25 protein-coding genes and 1 riboswitch are annotated in these 25,408 nt (G+C 69.7%); of the genes, 14 read left to right on the forward strand and 11 right to left on the reverse strand.

The genetic code is table 11. The features are described 5' to 3' along the window. Nucleotides 1-18: 18 nt before the first annotated feature. Together ABD264_RS09365 and ABD264_RS09370 are read right to left on the reverse strand one after the other, a co-directional pair. Nucleotides 19-675, reverse strand: coding sequence for a response regulator (locus ABD264_RS09365; RefSeq protein WP_144941163.1), 657 nt, complete (start codon nucleotides 673-675; stop codon nucleotides 19-21). Continuing rightward, complete coding sequence (locus ABD264_RS09370; RefSeq protein WP_344205706.1) at nucleotides 672-2,390, reverse strand: sensor histidine kinase; 1,719 nt, start codon at nucleotides 2,388-2,390, stop codon at nucleotides 672-674. The genes ABD264_RS09365 and ABD264_RS09370 overlap by 4 nt, the downstream gene beginning before the upstream one ends. A gap of 187 nt (nucleotides 2,391-2,577) precedes the next feature. Here ABD264_RS09370 and ABD264_RS09375 point away from each other — a divergent pair, with 187 nt between their 5' ends. The 6 genes from ABD264_RS09375 to fepB all read left to right on the forward strand — a co-directional run bounded on the left by ABD264_RS09375 (nucleotide 2,578) and on the right by fepB (nucleotide 9,206). Next, on the forward strand, nucleotides 2,578-3,951 hold the full coding sequence (locus ABD264_RS09375; protein WP_145012045.1) for a CitMHS family transporter: 1,374 nt from the start codon (nucleotides 2,578-2,580) through the stop codon (nucleotides 3,949-3,951). 88 nt (nucleotides 3,952-4,039) lie between these two features. Beyond that, a complete protein-coding gene (locus tag ABD264_RS09380; protein ID WP_344205708.1) occupies nucleotides 4,040-4,807 on the forward strand; it encodes a pentapeptide repeat-containing protein in 768 nt (255 codons plus the stop codon). A gap of 94 nt (nucleotides 4,808-4,901) precedes the next feature. Further along, nucleotides 4,902-6,059: a FecCD family ABC transporter permease gene (locus ABD264_RS09385; protein ID WP_344205710.1), complete on the forward strand. Its 1,158-nt coding sequence runs from the start codon at nucleotides 4,902-4,904 to the stop codon at nucleotides 6,057-6,059. After that, nucleotides 6,056-7,174 (forward strand): FecCD family ABC transporter permease, encoded by a 1,119-nt coding sequence (locus ABD264_RS09390; protein WP_222126516.1) that lies wholly within the window; start codon nucleotides 6,056-6,058, stop codon nucleotides 7,172-7,174. The genes ABD264_RS09385 and ABD264_RS09390 overlap by 4 nt, the downstream gene beginning before the upstream one ends. After that, a complete protein-coding gene (locus ABD264_RS09395) occupies nucleotides 7,171-7,947 on the forward strand; it encodes an ABC transporter ATP-binding protein (RefSeq protein WP_344205713.1) in 777 nt (258 codons plus the stop codon). The genes ABD264_RS09390 and ABD264_RS09395 overlap by 4 nt, the downstream gene beginning before the upstream one ends. 218 nt (nucleotides 7,948-8,165) lie before the next feature. Next, a complete protein-coding gene (fepB, locus tag ABD264_RS09400; protein WP_144941173.1) occupies nucleotides 8,166-9,206 on the forward strand; it encodes a Fe2+-enterobactin ABC transporter substrate-binding protein in 1,041 nt (346 codons plus the stop codon). 173 nt (nucleotides 9,207-9,379) lie between these two features. On the opposite strand, the gene ABD264_RS09405 is transcribed toward fepB, so the two are convergent. Then, a complete protein-coding gene (locus ABD264_RS09405) occupies nucleotides 9,380-10,072 on the reverse strand; it encodes a DsbA family oxidoreductase (protein WP_144941174.1) in 693 nt (230 codons plus the stop codon). Nucleotides 10,073-10,344: 272 nt separating this feature from the next. On the opposite strand from ABD264_RS09405, the gene purS reads away from it, so the two are divergent. From purS to cls, 5 genes are all read left to right on the forward strand, one after another. Further along, nucleotides 10,345-10,602: a phosphoribosylformylglycinamidine synthase subunit PurS gene (purS, locus tag ABD264_RS09410; RefSeq protein ID WP_144941176.1), complete on the forward strand. Its 258-nt coding sequence runs from the start codon at nucleotides 10,345-10,347 to the stop codon at nucleotides 10,600-10,602. A 2-nt stretch (nucleotides 10,603-10,604) separates the two neighbouring features. Beyond that, nucleotides 10,605-11,396 carry a phosphoribosylformylglycinamidine synthase subunit PurQ gene (gene purQ / locus ABD264_RS09415; RefSeq protein WP_144941178.1) on the forward strand — a complete coding sequence of 264 codons (792 nt, stop codon included), beginning with the start codon at nucleotides 10,605-10,607 and terminating at the stop codon, nucleotides 11,394-11,396. 96 nt (nucleotides 11,397-11,492) lie between these two features. Continuing rightward, a complete protein-coding gene (purL, locus tag ABD264_RS09420) occupies nucleotides 11,493-13,790 on the forward strand; it encodes a phosphoribosylformylglycinamidine synthase subunit PurL (RefSeq protein ID WP_144941180.1) in 2,298 nt (765 codons plus the stop codon). Between the two features lie 31 nt (nucleotides 13,791-13,821). Beyond that, complete coding sequence (locus ABD264_RS09425; RefSeq protein WP_344205718.1) at nucleotides 13,822-14,199, forward strand: GNAT family N-acetyltransferase; 378 nt, start codon at nucleotides 13,822-13,824, stop codon at nucleotides 14,197-14,199. Then, entirely contained in the window at nucleotides 14,196-15,686 is a 1,491-nt protein-coding gene (cls, locus tag ABD264_RS09430) for a cardiolipin synthase (RefSeq protein WP_290499950.1), read from the forward strand. The genes ABD264_RS09425 and cls overlap by 4 nt, the downstream gene beginning before the upstream one ends. An 85-nt stretch (nucleotides 15,687-15,771) precedes the next feature. Here cls and ABD264_RS09435 read toward each other — a convergent pair whose 3' ends face one another. After that, a complete protein-coding gene (locus tag ABD264_RS09435; protein ID WP_145012060.1) occupies nucleotides 15,772-16,836 on the reverse strand; it encodes an alcohol dehydrogenase in 1,065 nt (354 codons plus the stop codon). 212 nt (nucleotides 16,837-17,048) lie between these two features. On the opposite strand from ABD264_RS09435, the gene ABD264_RS09440 reads away from it, so the two are divergent. Beyond that, a complete protein-coding gene (locus ABD264_RS09440) occupies nucleotides 17,049-17,594 on the forward strand; it encodes a DinB family protein (protein WP_290499948.1) in 546 nt (181 codons plus the stop codon). A gap of 106 nt (nucleotides 17,595-17,700) precedes the next feature. Here ABD264_RS09440 and ABD264_RS09445 read toward each other — a convergent pair whose 3' ends face one another. Further along, on the reverse strand, nucleotides 17,701-17,994 hold the full coding sequence (locus tag ABD264_RS09445; RefSeq protein ID WP_145012066.1) for a hypothetical protein: 294 nt from the start codon (nucleotides 17,992-17,994) through the stop codon (nucleotides 17,701-17,703). A 170-nt stretch (nucleotides 17,995-18,164) separates the two neighbouring features. Beyond that, nucleotides 18,165-19,571 carry an LLM class flavin-dependent oxidoreductase gene (locus ABD264_RS09450; protein WP_303104707.1) on the reverse strand — a complete coding sequence of 469 codons (1,407 nt, stop codon included), beginning with the start codon at nucleotides 19,569-19,571 and terminating at the stop codon, nucleotides 18,165-18,167. An 83-nt stretch (nucleotides 19,572-19,654) separates the two neighbouring features. Further along, nucleotides 19,655-19,769, reverse strand: a riboswitch (SAM riboswitch). A gap of 527 nt (nucleotides 19,770-20,296) precedes the next feature. Between ABD264_RS09450 and ABD264_RS09455 the strand changes: the two genes are divergently transcribed. After that, nucleotides 20,297-21,352 (forward strand): sensor histidine kinase, encoded by a 1,056-nt coding sequence (locus ABD264_RS09455; protein WP_344205723.1) that lies wholly within the window; start codon nucleotides 20,297-20,299, stop codon nucleotides 21,350-21,352. Next, on the forward strand, nucleotides 21,349-22,041 hold the full coding sequence (locus tag ABD264_RS09460) for a response regulator (RefSeq protein ID WP_344205725.1): 693 nt from the start codon (nucleotides 21,349-21,351) through the stop codon (nucleotides 22,039-22,041). Before ABD264_RS09455 ends, ABD264_RS09460 begins: the two co-directional genes overlap by 4 nt. Before the next feature lie 3 nt (nucleotides 22,042-22,044). Here the strand turns inward: ABD264_RS09460 and ABD264_RS09465 are convergent, their stop codons facing one another. The 5 genes from ABD264_RS09465 to ABD264_RS09485 are packed head-to-tail and all read right to left on the reverse strand — an operon-like array spanning nucleotide 22,045 to nucleotide 25,384. After that, on the reverse strand, nucleotides 22,045-22,212 hold the full coding sequence (locus tag ABD264_RS09465; RefSeq protein ID WP_303104713.1) for a hypothetical protein: 168 nt from the start codon (nucleotides 22,210-22,212) through the stop codon (nucleotides 22,045-22,047). A gap of 56 nt (nucleotides 22,213-22,268) precedes the next feature. After that, a complete protein-coding gene (locus tag ABD264_RS09470; protein WP_303104715.1) occupies nucleotides 22,269-22,829 on the reverse strand; it encodes a hypothetical protein in 561 nt (186 codons plus the stop codon). Between the two features lie 4 nt (nucleotides 22,830-22,833). Continuing rightward, nucleotides 22,834-23,382 carry a hypothetical protein gene (locus ABD264_RS09475; protein ID WP_303104717.1) on the reverse strand — a complete coding sequence of 183 codons (549 nt, stop codon included), beginning with the start codon at nucleotides 23,380-23,382 and terminating at the stop codon, nucleotides 22,834-22,836. Beyond that, complete coding sequence (locus ABD264_RS09480; RefSeq protein WP_303104719.1) at nucleotides 23,379-23,981, reverse strand: ATP-binding cassette domain-containing protein; 603 nt, start codon at nucleotides 23,979-23,981, stop codon at nucleotides 23,379-23,381. Before ABD264_RS09480 ends, ABD264_RS09475 begins: the two co-directional genes overlap by 4 nt. Next, entirely contained in the window at nucleotides 23,978-25,384 is a 1,407-nt protein-coding gene (locus tag ABD264_RS09485) for a hypothetical protein (protein WP_344205728.1), read from the reverse strand. The genes ABD264_RS09480 and ABD264_RS09485 overlap by 4 nt, the downstream gene beginning before the upstream one ends. Nucleotides 25,385-25,408: the final 24 nt, after the last annotated feature.

Raw genomic sequence — 25,408 nt, forward strand, 5'->3', positions numbered from 1 at the left:
CGCTGCCGGTCCGGCGCGTCAGGCCACGTGCACGTACCGGTGCTCGGGGCGGCCGCGGCTGCCGTAGCGCAGCTCCAGGCGCACTTCACTGCGCTTGACCATGGCCGAAAGGTAGCGATGGGCGGTGGCCCGGGAGATCCCCACGGCCCGGGCCACGTCCATCACCGTGACCTCACCGCCCTCCACCACGGCGGCCAGCACCGAGCTCTCCGTGGCGGACGCGCTCGGCCCTGAGGACGTCTCCTCCGCACCCGTCACCGCGCGCCGGGCCCGGTCGATCGCCGCCTGGTCCAGGGGCCCGGGAGCGTCCAGCTGGCGGCGGTAGCGGGCGTAGCTGCGCAGCTTCGACATCAGCACCTCGGGCTCGAAGGGCTTGAGCAGGTAGGCGAGCGCCCCGCGCCGGAACGCCGCCGTGACGGTGGCACGCTCAGACGCGGCCGAGAGCACGAAGGCGTCCACGTCCACGGCGCGCAGCACGTCCAGCCCGGAGCCCTGGGGGAAGTACATGTCCACGAGCATGAGGTCCGGTGACGTCTCGGCCACCGCCCTGCTCACGGCCCGCAGGTCGTGCACCGGCGGCAGCGCCGTGAACCCCGGGACGGCGTCCACGTAGCCCACGTGCAGCGCGGCCACGTGGAAGTCGTCGTCGATCACCAGCACCCTGAAGTCGCTCATGAGTCCCCCTGCTCCGTGTCCGTTCCTGCCGACAGCACGCCCGGCAGCCGCGCGACGAAGACCGCGCCCTGCCCCTCCTCCGCCCCGCCGGGGTCCGCGAGCCACACGTCCCCGCCCATCGTGCGGGCCAGCCGCCGGGAGAGGCTGAGCCCCACCCCGTGGCCGTGGGCGTCCAGGCCCGGCTCCTCGCGCGTGCTGACCCCGGAGGCGAAGATGTCCAGCCCTGGGGCCACGCCCGCGCCGGAGTCCGCCACCGCCAGGTGCAGCGTGGAGCCCTCCCCGATGAGGTCCACCTCCACCCACAGGCCGTTCTCCCCGTTCACCTGCGCCGATGCAGGCGCCTCGACCACCGCGGTCAGGGCGTTGTCGATCAAGTTGCCGAGGATGGCGGTGACGTCCTGCGCCTCCACGAGCTGGCCCTCCAGCACCGTCTCCGGCCCCACCCGCAGGTCGACGCCGCGCTCGTGGGACTGGACCCCCTTGGCGCCGATGAACGCGCGCAGGAACGGGTCCGTCACTGCGGAGATGTTCGCAACGGGATCCCGTACGGGCCCGGAGGCCATGATCTGCGCGACGTAGGTCCGGGCGTGCTCGTTCTCCCCGTTGGCGAGCAGCCCGGAGATGGTGTGCAGCCGGTTGGCGAACTCGTGGCGCTGGGCGCGCAGGGCATCGGTGATCGCGCGCATGGCGGAGAGCCGGCTGCGCAGGTCCTCCACGGCGGTGAGGTCCCGCAGCAGCACCACCTGGCCGAGGTCCACGCCGTCCCGGTGCACGCCCTGCACCTGGGCGCGGATGGAGCGGTGGGAGGTGTCCAGGCGGATGATCGACGCCTCGGCACCCTCCCCGGAACGCTGCCCGGTGATGGCCTGGGTAAGGGCGTCGTCGAATCCTGCCTGCCTGTACGGCCTGCCCACCACGTCCGCGGCCTCGGAGCGCCGTGGGAGGTCGAGCATCATGCGCGCCGCCTTGTTGCGAATGCTGATCCGCCCGTCCGGACCGATGCCGATCACGCCGTCCTCCACGCCGTAGAGCACCGCTTCCTGGTCCCGCACGAGCTGCGCCATCTCCTCCGGCTCGAGTCCCAGGGTGGTGCGGCGCAGCCACCGCACAAGCAGCGCCGCGGCGCCCGCGGCGAGCGCCATGGCGAGCACGGCGATGATCGCGATGGACACGGCCGCCTGGCGCACCTGCCCGGTCACGGCCGAGACGGGAACGCCCACGCTGACCTCACCGACCACGCGCTGGCCGTCCCGCACGGGCACCTTCGCGCGCACGGACTCGCCGAGCGTTCCGGCCTCGCGCGAGACGGACTCCCGCCCGCCCAGTGCGTCCGGGGACGTGCTGACCTCCTGGCCGAGCTCGGCGGTGTCCGGGTGGGAGAGACGCAGACCGTGGTCGTTGGTCACCACCACGAACAGCGCCCCGGTGCGCTGGCGCACCGCTTCCGCACGCTGCTGCACGGGCCCGTCCGCGAGAGTCACTGCGTCCAGGGAGGTGGCCCCGGAACTCTCCCGTGCGGCGTCGACGACGGCGGGGTCGGCGGCGAGTGTGCGCCCGATCCCCAGGGCCTCCCGCTCCGCCTGGTCGTACACCCGCTCCACGCTCAGCACGAGCACCGCGGCGAGACACAGCACGACGATTCCGGCCACGATCCCGAACAGCACCACCAGCATGCGGGTGGTGAACGTTCCCGCGGGGGTGCGTCCGGTGGTCATGGGGTCATCCTAGGTCTCGGAACACCTCCTGAGCACAATGCGCACAAACAGCGCAACGAGCACATTCAGCGGCAATGAGCACAACGGCTCCCACGAGCCCTCCCGCCCCTAGCGTGTGATGCAGCACACGCCATCTTTGGCTCCGGCCCACACGCCGTCGTCCACCCACACCCCCCAGGAGACGCCCATGCTCGTCGTACTCGGGTTCCTGATGATCGCCACCTTCATGGGGCTCATCATGAGCAAACGCCTCACACCCCTGCTCGCCCTGATCATCGTCCCCACGGTGTTCGGCCTCTTCACGGGCGCGGGTTTGGGCCTCGGCGACATGGTCATGGACTCGGTCAAGGACATGTCCTCCACCGCCGCCCTGCTGATGTTCGCGATCATCTACTTCGGGCTGATGATCGACGTGGGACTCTTCGACAAGCTCGTGAACCTGATCGTGCGCGCCACCGGCCACGACCCCGCCAAGGTGGTGGTGGGAACCATGATCCTCACGGCCCTGGTCTCACTGGACGGGGACGGCTCCACCACCTACATCGTGGTCACCGCGGCCATGCTGCCGGTCTACCAGCGCCTGGGCCTGAGTCCAGTGGTGCTCACGTGCGTGGCCGGCCTGACCAACGGCGCACTGAACATCGTCCCGTGGGGCGGGCCCACCGCGCGCGCCTCGGCCGCCCTGAAGGTCGAGGCCACGGACATCTTCCTGCCCATGCTCCCCTCCCTCGGCGCGGGTCTCGTGGTCATCTTCGTCTTCGCCGTGATGCTCGGGCGCTCCGAACGACGCCGCCTGGCCGTGGCCGACCCCGCCCGCTGGGGCGCCGGTACCACCGTGGGCGCGGGCTCCGGCAGCGCGGGTACCGCGGTTGCCACAGGCTCACCCGCGCCCGTGAACATGGGCCTCACCGACACCGCCCTGGACCCGAATCGCGAGTCCCTGCGCCCCAAGCTGTTCTGGTTCAACCTGGTGCTCACCGTGGCCATCATGGTCCTGCTCGTGGTGGACGTGGTCCCCCTGCCCTACCTGTTCATGGTGGGCAGCGCGATCGCCCTGCTGGTGAACTTTCCCAGGATGACGGACCAGGCCAAGATGGTGGTCTCCCACTCCTCCTCGATCATCGCCGTGGTCTCCATGGTGATGGCCGCCGCTGTCCTCACCGGCATCCTCTCCGGCACCGGCATGGTGGACGCCATGTCCCAGTGGCTCGTGGCCGTGATCCCCTCCAGCATGGGTCCGTACATGGCCGTGCTGACCGGGCTCATCAGCATCCCGGCCACGTTCTTCATGAGCAATGACGCCTTTTACTTCGGCGTCCTGCCGGTGCTCACGGAGACCGGCGCGCACTACGGGATCCCCGCCGTGGACATGGCCCGCGCCTCCATCACGGGCCAGCCCGTGCACATGCAGTCGCCGCTGGTCCCCGCGATCCTGCTGCTCGTCTCCCTGGCGGGCGTGCAGCTGGGCGACCACCACAAGAAGGTGCTCTGGCGCGCCCTGGTGGTCTCGCTGGTCATGCTCGTGGTGGGCGTCCTGGTGGGCGCGGTGGCCATCGGCTGACGACGTCGCACCACCCTCGGCCAGCGGGTCCACCTCCACGGGGTGGGCCCGTTCTCCGTGCCGGAGGGTGCCGGTAGATTTGCCCATCATGAGCCCCGCCACTCCTTCCGCCCGACGTCGCGACACGGCTCGCGCCGCCGGTTCCGCGGCACCCGGCTCCTCGCCCGGCACCTCGCGGCGGGGCTCTGGGGACGCAGCCTCCTCCCGCGCGGCCGCGCGCACGGAGCCACGCCTGGCCCTGTGCCGACCGCGCACCGTCGAGACCTTCTGCGGGGACGTGTACGCCGAGGAGAGCCTGGAGGGCCTCATGATCCGCGCCGCCGCATGGGCGGACCGCGACCTCCACGGCCTCACCCTGCTGGACTGCACCCTGCAGGGTGCAGAGCTGGACGGCGCGAACCTCAAGGGCGCACGGATCCACGACACCGAACTGGCAGAGATCAGCGCGCCCTCCCTCGCCGCGCCGGAGTCCTCGTGGTCCACCGCGTCGGTGCGGGACTCGCGGATCGGGGCGGCGGTGCTGCACGGCGGCGCCTGGCGCTCGGTGCTCGTCACCGGGTGCAAGATCGACTTCCTCAACCTGCGGGACACCACGCTGCAGGACGTGGTCTTCGAGAACTGCTCGTTCCGGGACGTGGACCTCGTCAACGCCCGCGCCACCCGCGTGGCCTTCCGCGACTGCCGCGCCGAGACGCTGGACGTGCGCTCCGCCCAGTTCGACGCCGTGGACCTGCGCGGGCTGGAGTTCACCCGCGTGGACGGGCTCGCCGCGCTGCGCGGCACGGTGCTCGACGAGCAGCAGCTCATGGCACTGGCCCCGGCGCTCGCCCGGCACCTGGGCATCGACGTCCGCTGACACCGTCGAAGCCGCCCCTGGGCAGTACAGAGCGGCTACCGTCATCCCCCTCACGGGCTTTGGCGCTTCACTAAGGTATGCCTATCCTTGCTGGGTGACTTCGCGCCCCTCGGTCCCGGCCGATGCCCCTGCCGCCTCCGCACCGGCCGATCCGGACGCAGCCGGAGCGGGCGCGGCCGACCTCGAGGCCACCGACCCCGTGGCACCCGCCCGACGCCGCGGCGTCGTCTTCTGGTTGCCCGTCCTCCTGATCGCGGCGATCGCGGGACTCTTCCTGCTGAGCCTGCTCGTGGGCGGGCGGCTGAACACCCTGGCCGAGGGATGGCAGCGCATCCCCCAGGCCTTCACCTATGCGTTCGCGCCGCAGCGGCTTAACCCGGATGCCCAGGCCGACGACCTCGTGACCGTGATGGGTCTGCTGCGCCTGCCGCGCACCCTCGGGGCACTGCTCGTGGGCGCGGCGCTGGGCATGGCCGGTACCGTGATCCAGGGCCACACGCGCAACCCCCTCACCGATCCTGGCATCCTGGGAATCAACGCCGGTGCGGCCGCCGCCGTGGTTCTGAGCATCGTGTGGGGGTGGGTGTCCTCCCCCCTGGGTTATGTGTGGCCCGCGCTCATCGGCTGCGCGCTGGTCACGGCCGCGGTCTTCGCGCTGTCCTCCACGGGCTCCAGCGCGGCCAACCCCCTGAGCATCATCCTGGCCGGAGCGGCACTGTCCGCAATCCTGATGGCCGTGGTCAACGCGCTGGTGCTCTCCGACCAGAACACCCTGGACCGCATGCGCCAGTGGGCCACCGGTTCCGTCTCCGGCGTGACCCTGGAGGTCGCAGCGGTCACCGTGCCGTTCGTGCTGGTGGGCGCCGTGCTGGCCATGGCCCAGGGGCCCGGTCTGAACCTGCTGGCCCTGGGCGAGGCCGTGGCGGAGTCGCTGGGGCTGGACGTGACCCGCCAGCGCGTGCTCGGCTTGCTGGCCGTGGCGCTGCTGGGTGGGGCGGCCACCGCTGCCGCCGGGCCCGTGGCCTTCATCGGTCTCGCTGCTCCGCACATGGTGCGCGGCCTGCTCGGCCCCGACTACCGCCTGCTGGTGCCCTACTCCGCGTTGCTCGGCGCGGCCCTGGCCCTCGGCGCGGACGTCCTCGGGCGTGTCATCGGGCGTCCCGGAGAGCTGCAGATGGGCATCGTCATGGCCCTGGTGGGCGTGCCGTTCTTCGTGGTCCTGATCCGCCGGGGGAAGGTGACCTCGCTGTGAGCCGCCTCCTGGCCGGGCCCCGCGCCCGGGCGCACACCACAGCACCGGACCTCGGCATCTCCGCCCTGCGCGTGGGACCCTGGTCCGTCCCGTTCAGCCTCCGCCGGTTCCTCGTGGGCCTCGTGCTCGTGCTGCTGTGCGCTCTGGCGTTCACCCTCGGCATTGGCATGGGGGACTACCGGCTGAGCGTGCCGCAGGTGCTGCGGACTCTCGCCGGGGGCGGCAGCCACATCGAGGAGACCGTGGTTTTCAAATGGCGCATGGGGCGGGCCGTCCTGGGTCTGCTCGTGGGCGCGGCCCTCGCCTTCGCCGGTGCCCTGACCCAGTCGGTGGCGCGCAACCCCCTGGCGAGCCCGGACGTCCTCGGCATCACCAGCGGGGCGTCCACCGCGGCGGTCTTCGTGATCACCGCGTCCGGTGGCACCGGCATTGTGGGCGCCGTCGCCGGCTTCGGCGACAACGTCCTGGGAGTCCCGGTGGTCGCAGTGATCGGGGCGACGCTGACCGCCCTGGCCGTGTGGTTCGTGGCGGGGAAGGACCGCGACTCCATGATCCGCCTGGTACTGATCGGCGTGGGCACCTCCATGTTCCTGGGCGCGATCTCCACGTGGCTCATGGCCACCACGAACGTGGACCAGGCCGCCACCGCCAAGCTGTGGCTCACCGGCTCGCTCAACGGGAGGGGCTGGGGTGAGGCCTGGCCCGTGCTCGCGTGCGTGGTCGTGGCCGTGGCGTTCGCCGGCTGGCTCGCCTTCCGCCTGGACGCCCTCGCCCTGGGCCCGGACGTCGCCCAGGTGCTGGGCCACGGCATCCGGGTGGCGCAGGCCGTGCAGCTGCTCTTCGGCGTCGTCCTCGTGGCCGTGGCCGTGTCGGCGGCCGGGCCGGTGCCGTTCGTCGCCTTCGTGGCCCCGCAGATCGCCCAGCGACTCGCCGGAACTCCCACCCCGCCGCTGCTGTGCTCCGCGCTCAGCGGCGCCCTGCTCGTCTCCGGAGCGGACCTCCTCGCCCGCACCGTCCTGCCCTGGGAGCTGCCGGTCGGCATCGTGACCGCCTTCTGCGGTGCACCCGCCCTGATCTACCTGGTCGTGAAGACCAACCGAAAGGCCAGCGCATGAGCCCCGCCCGTCTCGCCGCCCGCTCCCTCACCGCGGGGTACGGCCAGGAACCCGTGCTCTGCGACCTGGACCTGGAGGTCCCCGCCGGTGCGGTGACCACCCTGATCGGCCCCAACGGCTGCGGGAAGTCCACCCTGCTGAAGTCCCTGTGCGGGCTGCTGCCCTACGAAGGCACCGTGGAGCTGGAGGGCCGGGACCTGCGCGGCGTCCGCCGCCCGGACCGGGCCCGGTTGCTGACCATGCTCCCCCAGGCCCCCGTGGCCCCGGAGGGACTGACCGTGGCCGGGCTGGTGGCCCGCGGCCGCCACCCCTACCAGTCCTGGATGAGCCGCTGGTCCGCGCAGGACGAGAAGGAGGTGCGCCGCGCACTGCGGGCCACGGGGCTGTCCCACCTGGGCACCCGGCCCATCTCCGCCCTGTCCGGGGGCCAGCGCCAGCGGGTGTGGATCGCCATGGCACTCGCCCAGGACACCCCCACGCTGCTGCTGGACGAGCCCACCACCTACCTGGACCTCGCCTACAGCATCGAGGTGCTGAGCCTGGTGCGCCGGCTGCAGAGCGAGCAGGGCAAGACCGTGGTCATGGTGCTGCACGACCTCAACCTGGCCATCCGCTTCTCCGACCACCTGGTGGTGCTGGGGGACGGCGTCGTCGCCGCGCAGGGCACCCCGCAGGACGTGGTCACGCCCGAGCTGCTGCACGAGGTCTTCGGTCTGGACGCCCTGGTGGTCCCGGACCCGGCCACCGGCGGGCCGCTGGTCGTCCCCCGCTGAGTCCCTCGTTCAGGCCGGGGACGGGCATCCTCGCCGACGCCGCGGCAGCGGAGCAGAACCGGCGGCTGGGGGCCCGCGGGCGCGCCGCGGGGGAACTGTCGGGTCACGGTCCGCGTGTCACCCCCAGACAGAGTTTAGGTTAGCCTAAGCTTCCTAACAGGCTTGTCCATCTGGCCCGCCGAACCCAGGACCCCGTCCCGATCTCACGGAGGAAACTCGTGTCCCAGACATCCAGCCTGCGTCGCCTGCTCGCGGCGCTCGTCGTCAGCCTGTGCGCCGTCTTCGCACTCACCGCCTGCGGTGGTTCGCAGAGCTCGTCCTCGGACTCCAGCGCCTCGGCGTCGGCCTCCAACGAGACCTGGCCCAAGACCGTCAAGGACGACAACGACCAGGAGGTGAAACTGGAGTCGAAGCCCGAGAAGATCGTCTCCACCTCCGTGACCCTCACCGGCTCGCTGCTCGCCATCGACGCCCCCGTGATCGCCTCCGGCGGCACCTCCGCCAACACCTCCATCTCCGACAGCCAGGGATTCTTCACCCAGTGGGGTGACAAGGCCACCGAGAAGAACGTCAAGTCCCTCTACACCGGTGACCCGAGCGCCGAGAAGATCCTCGCCGAGAACCCGGACCTGATCGTCGTCTCCAAGAGCGGCGCGGACTCCGCCATGGACATCTACGACCAGCTCAAGGAGACGGGTGTCCCCGTCTACGTCATGGACTACAGCGACAAGGACTGGGAAGAGGTCTCCCAGCAGCTGGGTGAGCTGACCGGCAAGCAGCAGAAGGCCGACGAGCTCGTGAAGTCCTTCGGCGAACGCGTGAACGAGGTCAAGGACAACATCAAGGAGCCCGAGCAGCCCGTGACCGGCATGGTCTACAACGCCGGCTCCTTCAAGGACGACTCCGGCGCCAACATCTGGACCTCCGAGTCCGCGCAGGGAAAGCTGCTCGAGAAGCTCGGCTTCAAGCTGGCCGACATCCCCGAGGACGCCGTGGACAAGAACTCCCAGATGGGCCAGCGCAGCGACATCAAACCGATCACCGGCGAAAACCTGTCCAAGGCCGCAACCGGCAAGACCGTGTTCCTCTTCGCCTCCGACGACGATGGCAAGGACGCCTACCTGAAGGACAGCCTGGTGGCGAACACCGAGGCCGTGAAGAACAAGGCCGTGTACGCCCTGGGCCAGGACTCCTTCCGCCTGGACTACTACTCCGCCAACAACGTGCTCGACAAGCTCGAGACCCAGCTGAAGAAGTAGCCCGCGAGGGACGCCTTCCCCGCGCCCCGCAACCACGAAACGCCCCGTGCCTCCGGAACCTTCCGGAGCCACGGGGCGTTTTCCGTTGCCCGTGGGCCGCCCGCCGGACGAGCCGCGGGGAGAGACCTGCGCGGCGGGGCAGCGGCAGGCACCCTCCCGGACGTGGTGCGGGCTCAGTCCGCGAAGCGTCGCAGCAGCTGCCGGTAGGCGGCCACGTCCTGCGCACCCGGGGCCGCGAACTGGCGGTCCACCACGAGGTACGGCACGCCACGCACACCGATCTGCCGGGCAGTGGCGATGTCGTGGGACACCACGTTCTCCGCCTTCTCCCCCACGGGTGAGGTGGGCTCGGCGGCCAGCAGCGCGGCGTCGCCGGCGGGAAGTCCCACGGCGCGGGCCTGCTCGGCGAGCACCACGGGGTCGAAGATGTCGAGGGTGCCGGAGAAGTAGCCGTCCTGCAGGGTGGCAAAGAAGGCCGCAGCGGCACCGTGGCCCACGGTGGCCTGCACCGCCTGCAGGAACCGGTGCAGGGAGCGGGTGCTGCCGCTGGGGCGCACGTCCACGTAGGGCACGCCCAGGGAGTCCGCGAGGGCGCGCAGCCGGTCCTCACCCTCAGCGATCTGCTCGGGACTCAACCCCACCTTCTCCCGCAGGTACTCGGTGTTGGTGGGCAGCCCGGCGCCACCGTCCGGGCCTGCGACGGGGGCGTCCGGGTCCAGCTCGAAGGAGTGCAGGGTGCGGTGCACGCGCCCCTCCAGGCCCTCCTCGCTGATCGCGCGCTCCAGGGCCACGCGGCCCACGTAGCACCAGGGGCAGACGATGTCCGCCCACAGGTCCAGGAGGACGGGTTCGGGTGCGTCGGGCATGGGAAGACTCCTGGGGCTTCTCGGGGAGGGCGTGCGGGACTGGATTGCGGGACAGGGTCGCGGGTGACCACCGCGCAACGGTGCCGCCGAACGGCACCGCGGGGCAGAGCCGTGGGACGGCCCCCAGCGTACGCCCGGGCCCGCCCCCGGCCGCTAGACTGGTGGGGCAAGCTCGCGGAGCGGGTCCCGACGCCACGGCGTCGGGCCCGTGAGACGGCACCCGAACCGGCACTCTCCGCGCCCATCCCTTCGCACCGCGTACAGGAGCGCCGATGCCCCGCATCATTGTTGACGTCATGCCCAAGCCCGAGATCCTCGACCCGCAGGGCAAGGCGATCGCGAACGAACTTCCCCGCATCGGCCTGACCGGGTTCACCGGGGTCCGGCAGGGCCGCCGCTTCGAGCTCACCGTGGCGGGCGAGGTCACGGACGAGGTCCTGGCCCAGGCGCGCGAGGCGGCCGAGAAGCTGCTCTCCAACCCGGTGATCGAGGACGTCGTCAGCGTCTCCGAGCTGGCCGAGGAGAACTGAGCGTGGCGCAGCACCTCACCGCCGAGCAGACCCCGCTGGTCGCGGACCTGGACCAGCCCGCCCCGGACGCCCGGCTCGCGGACGTCCGTGTGGGCGTGGTGACGTTCCCGGGCACCCTGGACGACCGCGACGCCGCCCGCGCCGTGGACATCGCCGGCGGCACCTCCGTGCCGCTGTGGTACGCGGACGAGGACCTGCAGGGCGTGGACGCCGTGATCCTGCCGGGCGGGTTCTCCTACGGGGACTACCTGCGCGCCGGGGCGATCGCACGCTTCGCCCCGCTCATGGGCCGGATCGTGGACGCCGCGAGCGGGGATGGTGGGATGCCCGTTCTGGGCATCTGCAACGGCTTCCAGGTGCTCACCGAGGCCCACCTGCTGCCCGGGTCCATGATCAAGAACGAGCAGCTGAAGTTCATCTGCCGGGACCAGCGCCTGCGCGTGGAGAACGCCGAGACCTCCTGGACCGGGCGCTTCACGGCGGGCCAGGAGATCGTGGTGCCGCTGAAGAACCAGGACGGCCAGTACGTGGCGGACCAGCGCACCCTGGACGAGCTGGAAGCCGAGCACCGTGTGGCCTTCCGCTACGTGGGCGGCAACCCCAACGGCTCGCGCAACGACATCGCCGGGATCACGAACGCCCGGGGCAATGTGGTGGGTCTCATGCCGCACCCGGAGCACGCAGTGGAACCGGGCTTCGGCGCGGACCTCTCCGGCGCGGGCACCGTGGGCATGCGCGAGGGCACCGACGGCCTGGACGTGTTCGTCTCGGTCCTGGAGCGCCTGACCCGCTGACGGCACGAGGACGCCGCGAGCCCGGCGTCCTCGTCGTCCCCCTCCATCTCTCCCCGCTCGCCCCACCTCCTTCACGTAAGGGACACCGCACACGTCATGAGTGAAACGCACTTCAACCTGGACACCGTCGAGCACGCCGCCTCGACCCCGGACACCGAGCTGCCCTGGGCGGAGCTGGGGCTCTCGGAGGCCGAGTTCGGGCGGGTCAAGGACATCCTGGGCCGCCGTCCCACCGCCGCGGAGCTGGCCATGTACTCGGTCATGTGGTCCGAGCACTGCTCCTACAAGTCCTCCAAGGTGCACCTGAGCCAGTTCGGCGAGAAGGTCACGGAGGAGATGCGCAAGAACCTGATGGTGGGCATCGGGGAGAACGCGGGTGTCACGGACATCGGGGACGGCTGGGCCGTGACCTTCAAGATCGAGTCCCACAACCACCCGTCCTATGTGGAGCCCTACCAGGGGGCGGCCACGGGCGTGGGCGGGATCGTGCGGGACATCATCTCCATGGGCGCGCGCCCGGTGGCCGTGATGGACCCCCTGCGCTTCGGCGCGATCGACCACCCGGACACCCAGCGCGTGGTGCACGGGATCGTGGCCGGCGTGGGCGGCTACGGGAACTCGCTGGGCCTGCCGAACATCGGCGGTGAGGTGGAGTTCGACCCCTGCTACCAGGGCAACCCGCTGGTCAACGCCCTGGCGGTGGGCGTGATGCGCCACGAGGACATCCGCCTGGCCAACGCCTCCGGTACGGGCAACAGGGTGGTGCTCTTCGGTGCGCGCACCGGCGGCGACGGCATCGGTGGTGCGTCCGTGCTGGCGTCCGAGTCCTTCGACGACTCCAAGCCTTCCAAGCGCCCCGCCGTGCAGGTGGGTGACCCCTTCGCGGAGAAGGTGCTCATCGAGTGCTGCCTGGAGCTGTTCAAGTCCTCGCTGGTGGAGGGCATCCAGGACCTCGGCGCGGCGGGCATCTCGTGCGCCACGTCCGAGCTGGCGTCCAACGGTGACGGCGGCATGCGGGTGGACCTGACCGAGGTGCTGCTGCGCGACCCGTCCCTGACCCCGGGCGAGATCCTGATGTCGGAGTCCCAGGAGCGGATGATGGCCGTGGTCACGCCGGAGAAGGTGGCGGACTTCGAGGCCGTCATGGCCAAGTGGGACGTCGAGCACTCGTGGATCGGCGAGGTCACGGACACCGGCCGGCTGGTGATCAACTACCAGGGCGAGGTGATCGTGGACGTGGATCCGCGCACAGTGGCCCACGACGGCCCCGTCTACGAGCGGCCCTTCGCCCGACCGGAGTCCCAGGACGCCCTGCAGGCGGCGCACTTCACGGGCTCCCCGGAGGACGCGGCGCGGCCCTCGGGCGCCGAGCTGGGCCCGGCCCTTCTCGAGCTGATGGGCTCCCCGAACCTGTGCTCCAAGGCGTGGGTCACCAGCCAGTACGACCGCTACGTCCAGGGCAACACCGCCATGGCCATGCCGGACGACGCCGGTGTGCTCCGCGTGGACGAGAGCACCAACCTGGGCGTGGCCCTGTCCACGGACTCCAACGGCCGCTACACGCGCCTGGACCCGTACGAAGGCGCCCGGCTCGCGCTCGCGCAGGCCTACCGCAACGTGGCCACCGCCGGGGCCCGCCCCGTGGCCGTCTCCGACTGCCTCAATTTCGGCTCCCCCGAGGACCCCGACGTGATGTGGCAGTTCGCGGAGGCCGTGCGCGGACTCTCGGACGGCTGCCAGGAGATGGGCGTGCCCGTGACCGGCGGCAACGTCTCGCTCTACAACCAGACCGGCGGCGTCGCCATCAACCCCACGCCGGTGGTCGCCATGATGGGCGTGCTGGACGACGTCACCCGCCGCACGCCGTCGGGCTGGCGGGAGGACGGCCAGGCCATCTACCTGCTCGGCGAGACCGCGGACGAGCTGGACGGCTCCGAGTGGGCGCGCGTGCGCGGCCACCTGGGCGGCACGCCCCCGCGCGTGGACCTGGGCCGTGAGCGCACCCTCGGGGACATGCTCATCAACATGTCCCGGGACGGCATGATCGACGCCGCGCACGACGTCGCGGAGGGCGGGCTGGGTGCCACGCTCGCCGAGATGGCGCTGCGCTTCGGCGTGGGCGCGCGGATCGGGCTGGGCGAGGTCGCGGAGCGCGACGGTGTGGACCTGTTCACGCTGCTGTTCTCCGAGTCCCAGGGCCGCGCCGTCGTGGCCGTGCCCCGCTCCGAGGAGGTCCGCTTCAGCGACATGTGCACCGTGCGCAACTACCCCTTCGCGCGAATCGGCGTGGTGGACGCCGTAAGCGGCACGCTGGACTTCCAGGGGGAGTTCGCCGTGGCGCTGGACGCCCTGCGGGAGGCCCACGAGGCCACGCTGCCCCGCCACTTCGGCTGAGGCACGGGGGCGGAGCCCGTTGGGTGTGGCCATGATGGACGAACTGCCCGAGCTGGACGGGCCCCGGCCGCCGCGCACCGAGCGGCTGGAGCTGCGTCCGTTCATGTGCGAGGAGCTCGAGGCCGTGGCGGACGGGCGCACGCTGCCCCGCTTCGCCCCCGGGTTCCCCGCCGCGGCGGACCGGGACTGGGCGCGCGGTGCCAGCGAGGCCGGCGCGCACTTCGCCACCGAGTCCCCGTACTCGCGCTTCGCGGGGGTCGAGCTGGCCTCCGGGCAGATCGTGGGAACGGGTGGGTTCACCGGCCCCGTGATGAACGGGGAGCTGGAGCTGGAGGGTTCGCTGGTCGCCGACCGGCGCCGCCGGGGTCTCGTACCACCTCCCCCACCCCTGATGGAACCGCAAGCATGAACCCCTGGATCCCCTTCAACCTGCTGCCCGCGGACACCGTGCCCGAGTGGATTCTGGTCGCCCTCGCGGTGCTGGACCTCGTGGCGAAACTCGTGGCGCTGGGCTGGATCCCCCACCAGCGCCGCCCCTCCGTAGCGCTGGCCTGGCTGCTGGCCGTGTTCCTGCTGCCCTACGCGGGCCTCGTGCTCTTCCTGGTGCTGGGCTCCTCCCGGCTGTCGCGGCGCCGCATGGACAAGCAGGCCCGGATGAACCACGTGATCCAGGAGAACACCCCGGAGGGCGTGGCCCTGGGCCCAGAGTTCGACCGGTACCCGGAGTGGGTGCGCACCACCGCGGCGCTCAACCAGAACCTCGGGGCGCTTCCCATGGTGGGCGGCAATGACTTCGAGATCCTCCCGGACAACCACCGAAACATGGCCCGGATGGCGGCGGACGTGGACGCCGCCACGGACTACGTGCACTTCGAGTTCTACATCGTGGCCGTGGACGAGGTCTCCAGGGACCTGCTCAACGCCCTGATCCGTGCCCACGAGCGCGGCGTGCGGGTGCGCATCCTCATCGACCACGTGGGGTCCCTGGGCTACCCCGGGTACGCGGAGCTGGTCCGCGAGTTCGACCGATCCGGGGTGCCGTGGCGGCGGATGCTCCCCATCCGCCCGTGGCGCGGGGAGTGGCAGCGCCCGGACCTGCGCAACCACCGCAAGATCCTGGTCGTGGACGGGCAGGTGGCCTACACCGGTTCGCAGAACATCATCCACCGCTCGTACAACAAGTCGAAGAACGTGCGGAAGGGACGGCAGTGGAAGGACCTCATGATCCGGGGTACCGGCGCCGTGGTCACAGAGCTCAACGCGGTGTTCGTCTCGGACTGGTACTCGGAGACCGACGACCTGCTGCTGGACGAGTCCCCCGCCGCCCTGGAGCAGGCCTCCGGGCCCATGTTCGCGCAGGTGGTGCCCTCCGGGCCCGGATTCGAGACCGAGAACAACCTGCGGCTGTTCAACCACCTGATCTACAACGCCAACCACCGCGTGGTGATCTCCAGCCCGTATTTCGTACCGGACGAGTCCCTGCTGCACGCGCTCACCACGGAGGCCCAGGCGGGGGTGCGGATCCAACTGTTCGTGGGTGAGACCTCGGACCAGTTCCTCGCGCAGCACGCCCAGAACTCCTACTACTCGGAGCTCGCGCGCGCCGGGGTGCAGATCCACCGCTACAGCTCCCCCACCGTGCTGCACGCCAAGTTCGTGCTGGTGGACGACATTGTCTCGGTGATCGGCTCCTCCAACATGGACGAGCGCTCGTTCGCGCTGGACCTCGAGGTCTCCGTGATGATCGTGGACCACGGGTTCCGCGAGCGGATGGAGCGGATCGTGGAGCAGTTCACCGCGCACTCCACGCGCCTGGACCTCGGCGTCTGGGAGAAGCGGCCCCTGGGCCGCAAGTTCGTGGAGAACGTCTGCCGCCTCACCTCCGGGCTGCTCTGAGGTGGTACGACGACGCCGCCACCCGGGGTAGCCGGGTGGCGGCGGCGTCGTTGTCCTCGTAGTGCGGCGCCCGCGCCGCGACGGCTCAGGAGGCCACGAGCACCGTCCGGCCGTTGAACGTGCGGTTGCGCAGGCCGTCCAGCGCGGAGTTGACCTCCTGTGCGGTGAGCGGGAGCTCCGTGATGGGCGGCCTGGGCAGATCCGTGTCCTGGGCGAGCTTCACAAGCTCCTTGAGCTCGGGCAGGCTGCCCACGAAGTTGCCGCGGATGTTCAGCAGGTTGAACGCCACGAGCGCGGTGGGGAACGTGAACTGGCCGCCGAACAGCCCCACGCTCACCAGTGTGCCGCCGTTGGCCAGGGCGAACAGGGCGGCGCTGGAGGTGTCCCCGTTGTTGACCAGGTCGATGGCCGCGGCGATCTTCTCCCCGCCGGCCGCCACGATGTCCTTGTGGAGGGCCTCGCCACCCGCTACCACGGTTGCCGTGGCACCCATTGCGGTGGCGTTCTCCAGTGCCTTCTCACTCATGTCCACCGCCACGATGTTCTCGTGGCCCAGTGCCTTGAGCAGCGCAATGGTCATGAGCCCCACACCACCGGCGCCGATGACCGCAACCGGCTTGTCCGCGGGGACCGGGATGATCTTCTGGATGGCCGAGTAGGACGTCAGCCCAGAGCAGGCCAGCGTGGCACCGAAGGAAGGCTCGATGTCCCCGAGCGGCACCAGGTAGCGGTCCCCTGGAACCAGGACCTCCTCCGCGTAGCCGCCGTTGAGTGCCACCGAGAGGTTGCGCTTGGCGCCGCTGCAGTAGTTCTCGCGGTCCTCCTGGCAGGCCTGGCACTCACCGCACCCGACCCAGGGGTAGACGATGTACTTGGTGTCCCCCGGCTGCACCGTGGCCTGCGGGCCCACCTCCACCACCTCTCCCACGATCTCGTGGCCCAGCACCACCGGGTACTGCGCGCCCGAGGCGGTCAGCTCGCGACGCCCCGCGCTGCCCAGGTCGAAGTACCCGTCCTGAGCGTGGACGTCCGAGTGGCACACCCCCGAGTTCGTGACGCGGATCAGCACCTCGGAACCCGTGAGCTGGGGCTTCTCCAGCTCGATCTCCTCCGCCGGGGCACCGGGCTCGGCATGGGCGAAAACCTTCATGGCTACTCCTTCGTAGCAGTTGCGTTCGTGCGACTCGCAGTGTGAGCCTCACCATAATTGTAGGCCGCACCACCCGGATGCCGAACCGGTGCGCCGGGGCTCGCCGCACTGCCAGGTGACGGGCCACCGGGGCCCGCACGACGACGTCGCACCCGCCGGCCCGTGGTGGGCCTTCCGGCAGACCGAGCTACGGGAAGGTCTAGCGTGACCCCATGGACGAGACACCCACGGACACGACCCACCGATCCGAACCACCCCAGCAGGGCGACGAGACCGCCACCCTGCTGGGGTTCCTGGAATACCTGCGCGCTACGGTCGCGTGGAAGACCGAGGGGCTCAGCACGGCGCAGCTGCACGAACGTCCCCTGCCCAGCACCATGACCCTGGGCGGCATGCTCCGCCACCTCACCTACGTGGAGGACCACTGGTTCTGCTACGTGCTCAGCGGGCAGCGGCAGTGCTCCCCGTGGGACGCCGTGGAGTGGGAGAAGGACCCGGACTGGGACTGGGACTCCGCCTCCGAGGCGGGCGGGGACGCCCTGCGAACGCACTGGGCCGCCGCTGTGGAGCAGTCCCGGCAGCGGTGGGAGAACTTCGCCGCGGAGCACGCTCACCCGATGGACGCGCTCGTGGCCCGTCCCCTCCGCGGGGACATGAACGCCCGGTGGGTGCTCACGCACATGGTCGAGGAGTACGCGCGCCACTGCGGCCACGCAGACCTGCTGCGGGAGGCGATCGATGGCGCCGTCGGGGAGTGAGGTCCTTGCGACCGACGGCGCCTGGGCCGACCCACGAGCCCGGGCCACGCCACTCGGTGTCGGGATGGCGGTCGCACGGGTCAGTCACGAGCCGGGCGGGCCACCGTCACTCCACTCGGCAGCCGCAGCTCACCGGATCCTGTGGGATCGGTTCCAGGCTGCGTACCGCCAGCAGGTGACACTCTGGGAAGCGGTGGCCCTCGTCCGGGCGGCTCATGGTGTGCCAGACCTCGCGGAAGCCGGCCCGCAGGAGGTGGTCCGCCATCACCTCGGGGTGCCAGCGCCAGGCCGGGCCCACGGCGTGGTCAAAGGAGACGACCGCCCGACCGCGGTCCATCGCCTGGAACGCGAGCATCACCACGCCGCCCTCCGGCATCCGCTCTGCCCGGTCCGCGCGCACGCCCGCCACCCTGCGCCGCCCGCTGCGGCACCGTCCGGAACTAGTGCCGTCCGGAACAGGGCCCCGGCGGCGCGGACCCCGGGCGGGAAACGGGCCGTTGTCCCACCCGAGTGGGGTGCCCCGGCAACCCGGCCGTGCGGCGTCGTCCTCCCTGCGTCCCGGGCCGCCGCTCAGCGGGAACTGGCCGTGGCCACGGAGCACGCGTCCGCGAACGCGCCCCGGTAGGCCGCGGCGGGGTGCGTGTCCTTCACGCGGTCCTGGCCGGCGCCGTAGAGGGACTCGCGCAGGGTGGAGCCCTCGTACTCGGTGCGGTAGCGGCCGCGGGCCTGCAGTTCGGGGACCACGTACTCCACGAAGTCCTCGAAGGAGCCCGGGCTCACGTGGTAGGCCAGGTTGATGCCGTCCAGGCCGCCCTCGTCCACCCAGCGCTCCAGCTCGTCCGCCACGGTGGACGGAGAGCCCACGATCACGGCGCCCATCCCGCCCAGGGCGCAGTGCTTGGCGATCTCCTCGCGCGTCCACCGCTTGTCCTTCGCCTGGAGGGTGAACGGGGTGAGGAAGGACTGGATGGAGTCGGTCTTGATGTAGTTCAGGGCCTCGTCCTCCGGGAACTGGGAGAGGTCCACGCCGGACCAGCCGCCGATGATCGCCTGGGACGCCTCCAGGTCCACGTACTGCAGGTAGTCACGGTACTTCTCCGCGGCCTCCTCATCCGTGTCCGCGACCACCACGGAGAGCATCGCGTAGATCTTCACGTCCTCCGGGTCCCGGCCCTGGGCCTGCGCCTGCTCGCGGATCTTGTCCGTCATGTACCGGGTGAGGTCCGGGCGGGTGCCGCCGATGAACACCGCCTCCGCGTGCCGCCCGGCGAACGCCTGCCCGCGCGAGGACGCACCCGCCTGGAAGATCAGCGGCGTGCGCTGCGGGGACGGCTCGGTCAGCCCGGCCCCGGGAACCGTGAAGTGCTCGCCGGCGTGCCGGATGGGGTGCACCTTGGTGGGGTCCGCGTAGACCCCGGATTCGCGGTCCTTCACCACGGCGTCGTCCTCCCACGAGCCCTCCCAGAGCTTGTAGCACACGTCCAGGAACTCCTCCGCGATCTCGTAGCGCTGGTCGTGCTCGATCTGGCGCGGCAGCCCCTGGTTCTCAGCGGCGGAGGGCAGGTAGGAGGTGACCACGTTGAAGCCCACGCGCCCGCGCGTGAGGTGGTCCAGCGTGGCGAACTTCCGGGCGAGGGTGTAGGGCTGCTCGTAGGTCACTGCGCTCGTGACGCCGAAGCCCAGGTGCTCCGTCACGGCGGCCATGGCCGAGACCTGCATGAACGGGTCGTTGACCGGGACCTGCGCGCCGTCCCGCACGGCCGGTGCCGCGGAGTTGCGGTAGATGTCGTAAATACCGACCACGTCCGCGAGGAACAGGGCGTCGAATTTGCCCTTCTCCAGGGTCTTGGCCAGGTTGGTCCAGTACTCGATGGTGTTGTACTCCGTGGCCCGGGACCGGGGGTGACGCCACAGGCCGAAGCTCTGGTGGCCCACGCACGTCATGTCAAAGGCGTTCACGGAAATCCGCTTGCTCATGCTGTGTCCTTCGGGTGCTCGCGACCCGCGCCCCGTGCGCCACCCACGGGCGGCCTACTCTGCGGGTCCAGCGCGCTGGTGCTGCGCCGTACTTGCCACATGCGGTGTGTCATGCGGCCCGATCCTCACCTGGGGCACCCCGCTACGGGAGAGGGTTGCCGTCCGACAAGCCAGGGCTGAACGTCGGAACTCATGATCGATCTGCGCACATCCTACCCATGCCGCGGGTCAGGAAAAATACGATGACCCGGTGCGCCGGTCTGTTCGGAACAAGGCTCCGGTGGGACCATGGGCCCCATGGGCGATCACCACATCAATGATCCGGAGCTGATCCGCGCGCTGCTCACCGCCCCTGCACGCTGGGCCGGCTGGGCATGGGGATCATTCCGGTGAACCTCACGGGCGAGGACGTGCATTGGGTGTGTCGGATCAGACCGCTACGGCCCGCGCCAAAGCAGCGGGGGCGCACATGGGTCAAAAAGCTACTCCCGGCAAACTTCACAACACGGACCTCTGAAGGGGTCCAACTCACACTGAAGGTAAACTTTTCCGGGCCGGGTCCTCTCTACCGACGACGGCCGAGCAGATAGACACATCGGAGACCCATGGTGACACATTCCGCCCCGTGGCTGATGGCCCGTTCCCCTACGGGATCACGCCCTCCGGAACCACAAGGTGCCGGGTTTCTCTCGGCTTCCGCCGCCCTGCGACCCCAGTTGGTGTGCGTGGCGGTGGCGTTCAACTTGGTGTTCGTGATTCTGGGCAATTTCTCCAACCTGCCGGGGATGCTCATCGAGGCGGCCGTGGTGCTCATGGGCCTGCTGGCCATGAAGCGCCCGCTGTTCTGGATACTTCCCTGCGTCCTGGAGGTGCTGTTGCTCCTGGACGGCGACCTCACGGCGAGTAGCGGATTCCTGATCCTGATGCCCGCTCTCGTGGACCTGTCCGCCTCTGGCCACCTTCGCGTCTCATGGATGACTGTGGCTAGCGCGCACCTGGTGTTCGTACTCAGCGCGGTAGCGTACCCCCAGGTTCCGTGGTCGACCTACGTGTTCCTCGGCTTCCTGCTAATCACCGCCGTGTGTTCAGGGACCTGGGTGTACATGAACGCCATTCGTCGGTCGGCGGACAAGCTGGCCTTCCAGCAGCGCCGCCGGGACGAACGGGTGGAACTGGCCAGAACCATCCATGACACGCTCGCGGCGCAGCTCTCCCACGTGGTGCTGTTGAGCCGCTCCATGGACCGCGAACTTCCTCCAGAGTTCCACGCGCGGAATCTCCGCATCCAGGAAGAGGCCCAGCAAGGACTCACGGACCTTCGCTGGCTGGTCGGCATGCTGCGGGACGACTTAGGCCCGCTCCCCGAAACCGGACGCACCGGCCTCAGCCGCACGTGGCAGGAAGTGGTGGGGTTGCTCATGGACAGTGAGTTCACCCCAGTGGCCAATTACCAGGTGACACAGGTTGTGACGAATCCGGACACAGAGCGGCTGGCCTGTAGGTGTCTTCGTGAGATCACGGGCAACATCATCCGGCACGCACTGCACGGGTCAGTGGTTCAGCTCGATATCACGACGAACGACCAGAGCCTGACCATCACATCGTCCAACCCCGAGCCCCATCCGGACACGCCCGCACGGTTCCCCACCTCGGGGTACGGACTCACGGGGATGCGAGAACGTCTCGGAGCCATGAGGGGAATCCTCAGAACCTCCCAGGTGGATAACACTTGGATCGTCTTCGTTCGTATTCCCCTCGCTCCCGGAACGGCAATCACATGACCACGACTCCACCCGCCGCCCCGCATCCCATTCGCGTGGGTCTGGCAGACGACGATGCCCTGGTGCGTCGGCTGCTCACCCAGGTCATCGACCGGGATCCTGGGCTTTGCGTAGCCTGGGCAGTCGGCAACGGCACCGAGGTGTTGAACCGGTTGTTGCACGCCTCCGACGACGACGCACCGCAGGCGCCCGATGTGGATGTACTCCTACTGGACATCAACATGCCCGGAACCAACGGGGTCGATGCCGCCAAAGCCCTCCACGAGGTGTACCCCGACCTTCCGGTCATCATGCTCACCACGCTGGACCGCACCGAGTACGTGACAGACGTGATGGGCGCCGGAGCTGTGGGTTTCCTGCGCAAGGACGACCGGGAGGACAGGCTGCTGACCGCAATTCGGGCAGCACACCAGGGCATCGCGGTGTTCAGCATGGAAACGGCCCGTCGGCTCGTCAAGGAACCGATGGGCCGAACTCCGCTCTCGGACGAATCCTCACCGCTGACGCAGCGGGAGACCGAGGTACTCCGAATGGTGGCGCAGTCCCTGACCAACGGTCAGATCGGCCGCCGGTTGGGTGTCTCCGAGGCAACCGTGAAATCGCAGATTTCCTCGATCATCGCCAAACTCAGTTGTACCGACCGCGTGGGGATGGTCAAGTGGGGTTTCCACAACGGGGTGCTCGGGTGAGGTTCACCGGCAGATCATGGGCACCAGACGGCACAGGCTTGGGGTACCCACGGGGTTCAGGACGGTGGGCGAGGGTGCCATGCGGCCCGAGGTCACTGCCTGAGCTGGGCTCACGCCCAGCGTGGTGAGGGTGACGGTCGCGAACGCAAGGGCAAGGGTCTTCTTGATCATGATGATTTCCGTTCTTTTGAGTTGTTGGGGATTTCGGGATTGCAGGGACAAACCGGTCAAGAGGCGGCCACAGCCACCAGGAGCACTGAATTGACCACGGTGACCACGAAGAAATAGATGGTCAGACGGGCACCGCTGGGCCGGAAGGCGTACCGGGCCAAGGCGCAGTAAATCGCGGCAGCGGCAGCCCCGAACACGATTCGTAAGCCCATGTGACCCAGGGCTCCAATGCCACGCCCGTCCGCGAGCAACATGAGGGACAGGCCGGTGAGGATGAACGGCAGTTGACCTGCCAGGGCCCAACACCAACTGGTGCCGAGGGACGGCGCGGGTCCCCGCACGATGCCCTTGTAGATCAGCCGGAGGGACAGTGCCTGCAGGAACGAGACCAGAAAGACCCAGAACACCACACCAACCCGCATCACGGTGAGCAGCGTTGCCGTGTCGTTGAACTGATTGTTCTGGGCATTCTGCGCCACCAATGACTCCAGGGCGGGCCCCACCACGTATTGGACGGTGGCGCTGTAGGCCAACAGAAGGATGATCACCGTGATGACGCGGGAGCTGCGGTCTTGCGGGAGCACGCGAACTGTTGAGGGCGCGATGGTGTTGGTCATGATGTCAGACTCCAATCAGGGAGTGGGCGGCCCATTCGGCAAGGGCCGCTAAGGCGTAGACGAGAACGGTGATGGCTATGCGAATGAGCAGCCCCCTCCGCAACGTGGCACCTTCCGGACTGCGATGTACCGTGGCCGCGAGGGCGGGCCAGAAGCGGCGAGCCAACTCGATGGTCATGGCCCAGGCCACGATCTCCAGGGGAACGTGGACGGCGGCCAAGCCCAGAGTCTGTCCCGCCCCGGCCAGGTGGGAGCTGGCGGCCAGGCCCATGCCCAGCCACAGACCGTTGAGCAGCATCATGCCCCGGGCCGCGTGCATGGTGATGACCGTGGCCAGGGCCGCGACCATCAGGTTGTGCAGCAAGATGTCCTCGGCTGTGACACTGGCTACCTCGTCCAGCCGGTCCCAGCGGAACAGTTGCGCGAGGCATGCCCCCACCCCGGCGCTGAGCAGTATCAGGCCGAGATCCGTGGGCAGGGTGGGGAATCCGGGGACGCGCGGCGACTTCCACCGGGGCTCGGGGATGGCGGCATGACTGACCATGGTGTTCATGCGGTGACCTCCGCCCGGCACAAGTGGCTTACGTTGACCGACTCCACCACCAGGTCATAGTCCGTCCATCGGTCCTCCTCGTGGGTGGCCAGCAGGACCAGCCGGTCCCGGCCGTTTGCACTGATCAGCCTCCGGGCCAAGGCACACGCCCGGGCGTCCAAGCCGTTGAGAGGCTCGTCCAGGAGGAGGACTTGAGGGCCTTTGAGTCCCAGGGCGATCGTCAGCACGAGTCGTTGCCGCTGCCCGAGGGAGAGGTCTCCGACCCGGGTCCCGGCCATCGAGCCGTCCACCAGCGGGTGCCCGCCGTCCCCATCCGGGGCCATGAGCGGCGCGAGAACGTTCAAGGTTTCGTTCACCGTCAGGTGTTCCAGTGTCAGGTACTCAGTGTCCAGATACGTGGCGTGGTGACTGTTCCGCCAGGTGGTCACCGCCGGTGACTGCGCACGGATCACACCGCCTAGCAACTTGAGCAGGGTGGTCTTGCCGCATCCGTTGGGCCCCCTCAGGGCCACGGTTCCCACGTCGGGCAACTCGATCCGAGCGTCCTGAAACACCACGTGAGTGCCGTAGGCGTGGTTCAGGTGATCAATGGTGTTCATGATTCCTCCGTTTCGGTGGCCGAGAGCTCGCGGATCCACTCGGGGGCGTCGTGGACGGCCAGCGCCAGCAGTGCCACGGCGGTGGCCACGAAGCCCGCGGCGGCCCATGTAGCGGGACCGGCGCCGACATCGTGTGCCCCGGTGGCCGTGAAGACGCCCGCGAACGTCAGGGCCACCCCGCCGCACAGGGCTGCGGCCAAGCCGGCCTTGGATCGTTGCGGCAGTTGCGCCATGGCGGATGCGGGCAGGACCGCAGTGCTGCGTTGCACCACGAGGGTCTCGATCCCGATCTCCATGGCCAGCAGGGCGAGCAGCAGCAGGGCCAGGTGCCACCAGCCACCGAGGACCAGCCATAGCGCGAGGGCGACCGTGGCAGGACAAGACAGGCACACAGACATCGCCAGCGCCCGTCCTTGCAGCGCCCACACCCGCCCAGGGGCCAGGCGCATCAAGAACAGGGCATAGCCCAGGCCTTCCGGAGACGTGACACGGACGAACGAGTTGCGCAGAGTCAGCAGGCCAAGGAAGAACACGGCCAGTCCCACGTACGGGGCAGCCTCTGCCCAGGGGGTGGCCTCTGCGATCCGGGTGACCGCTGCGGCGATGATCGGCAGGGGACCGGTTTTCACGGCCAGGTCAAGCACAAGCCCCGAGGTGCGCAGCGCATGAGCGGGAGCCACGAGGTGGTAGAGCCCTGCGGACAGCGGCCCCGCCGCGAGGCCCAGGAGAGCGATGCCGATCCACCCACCCGCCCCTCGACCAGACGGGAGGGCGTGGCCGGCTCCGAGGGCTGGACCGAGTAGCGGCACGATGACCATGGCGCACGGCACCACGGCGAGCACGAGGCTCCCGGCGCCGGCAGCGTTTAGCAGAAGGGAGCGGGTAGGTAGAACCGCGAGCACCACGGTGCCCATGAGTGCGGTAGCCGCCAGCAGATTGTGGGGCTCGTGCCAGCGTAAGTTCTGCACCGCGAGCATCAGAGCCAAGCCCAGGTCCACGCCTAAGGGCCCACACCGCAAGCCGATCTCCACGTCGGGGCTGACACCGGCCCATGTGGCATGGGTGGCGGAGTGCCGACGCCGGGCGAGGATCAGGCCCGCGGTTGCGAGAGCGCTCACGAGGGTCACCAGGTCCGGGGCGTCCAACGGGATGCCCATGCTCCGCAGTCCGGCCCTGGGCGGCCTCCACACGATGCCCACGAGCATCACGGCCACGGCCAATGCCGTGCCCAGGATCATGAACGCGCGTACCGCTCCGGAACTCACGGGCAGGCCCAGACTGCTCAGGACACCACGGGTGCGGTGCACGCGGCGTCGGAAGTCATTGACGTAGCTGCCCTTGGCTCCGAGGAGGACCGCTGCAACTGCGGCCGGTCCACGGCTGTGGGTGGTTGACCCGTTCATCTGGTCCTCCTCGGAGACAATCAG

The sequence above is a fragment of the Kocuria salsicia genome (assembly GCF_039532055.1).
Lineage (GTDB): Bacteria > Actinomycetota > Actinomycetes > Actinomycetales > Micrococcaceae > Kocuria > Kocuria salsicia.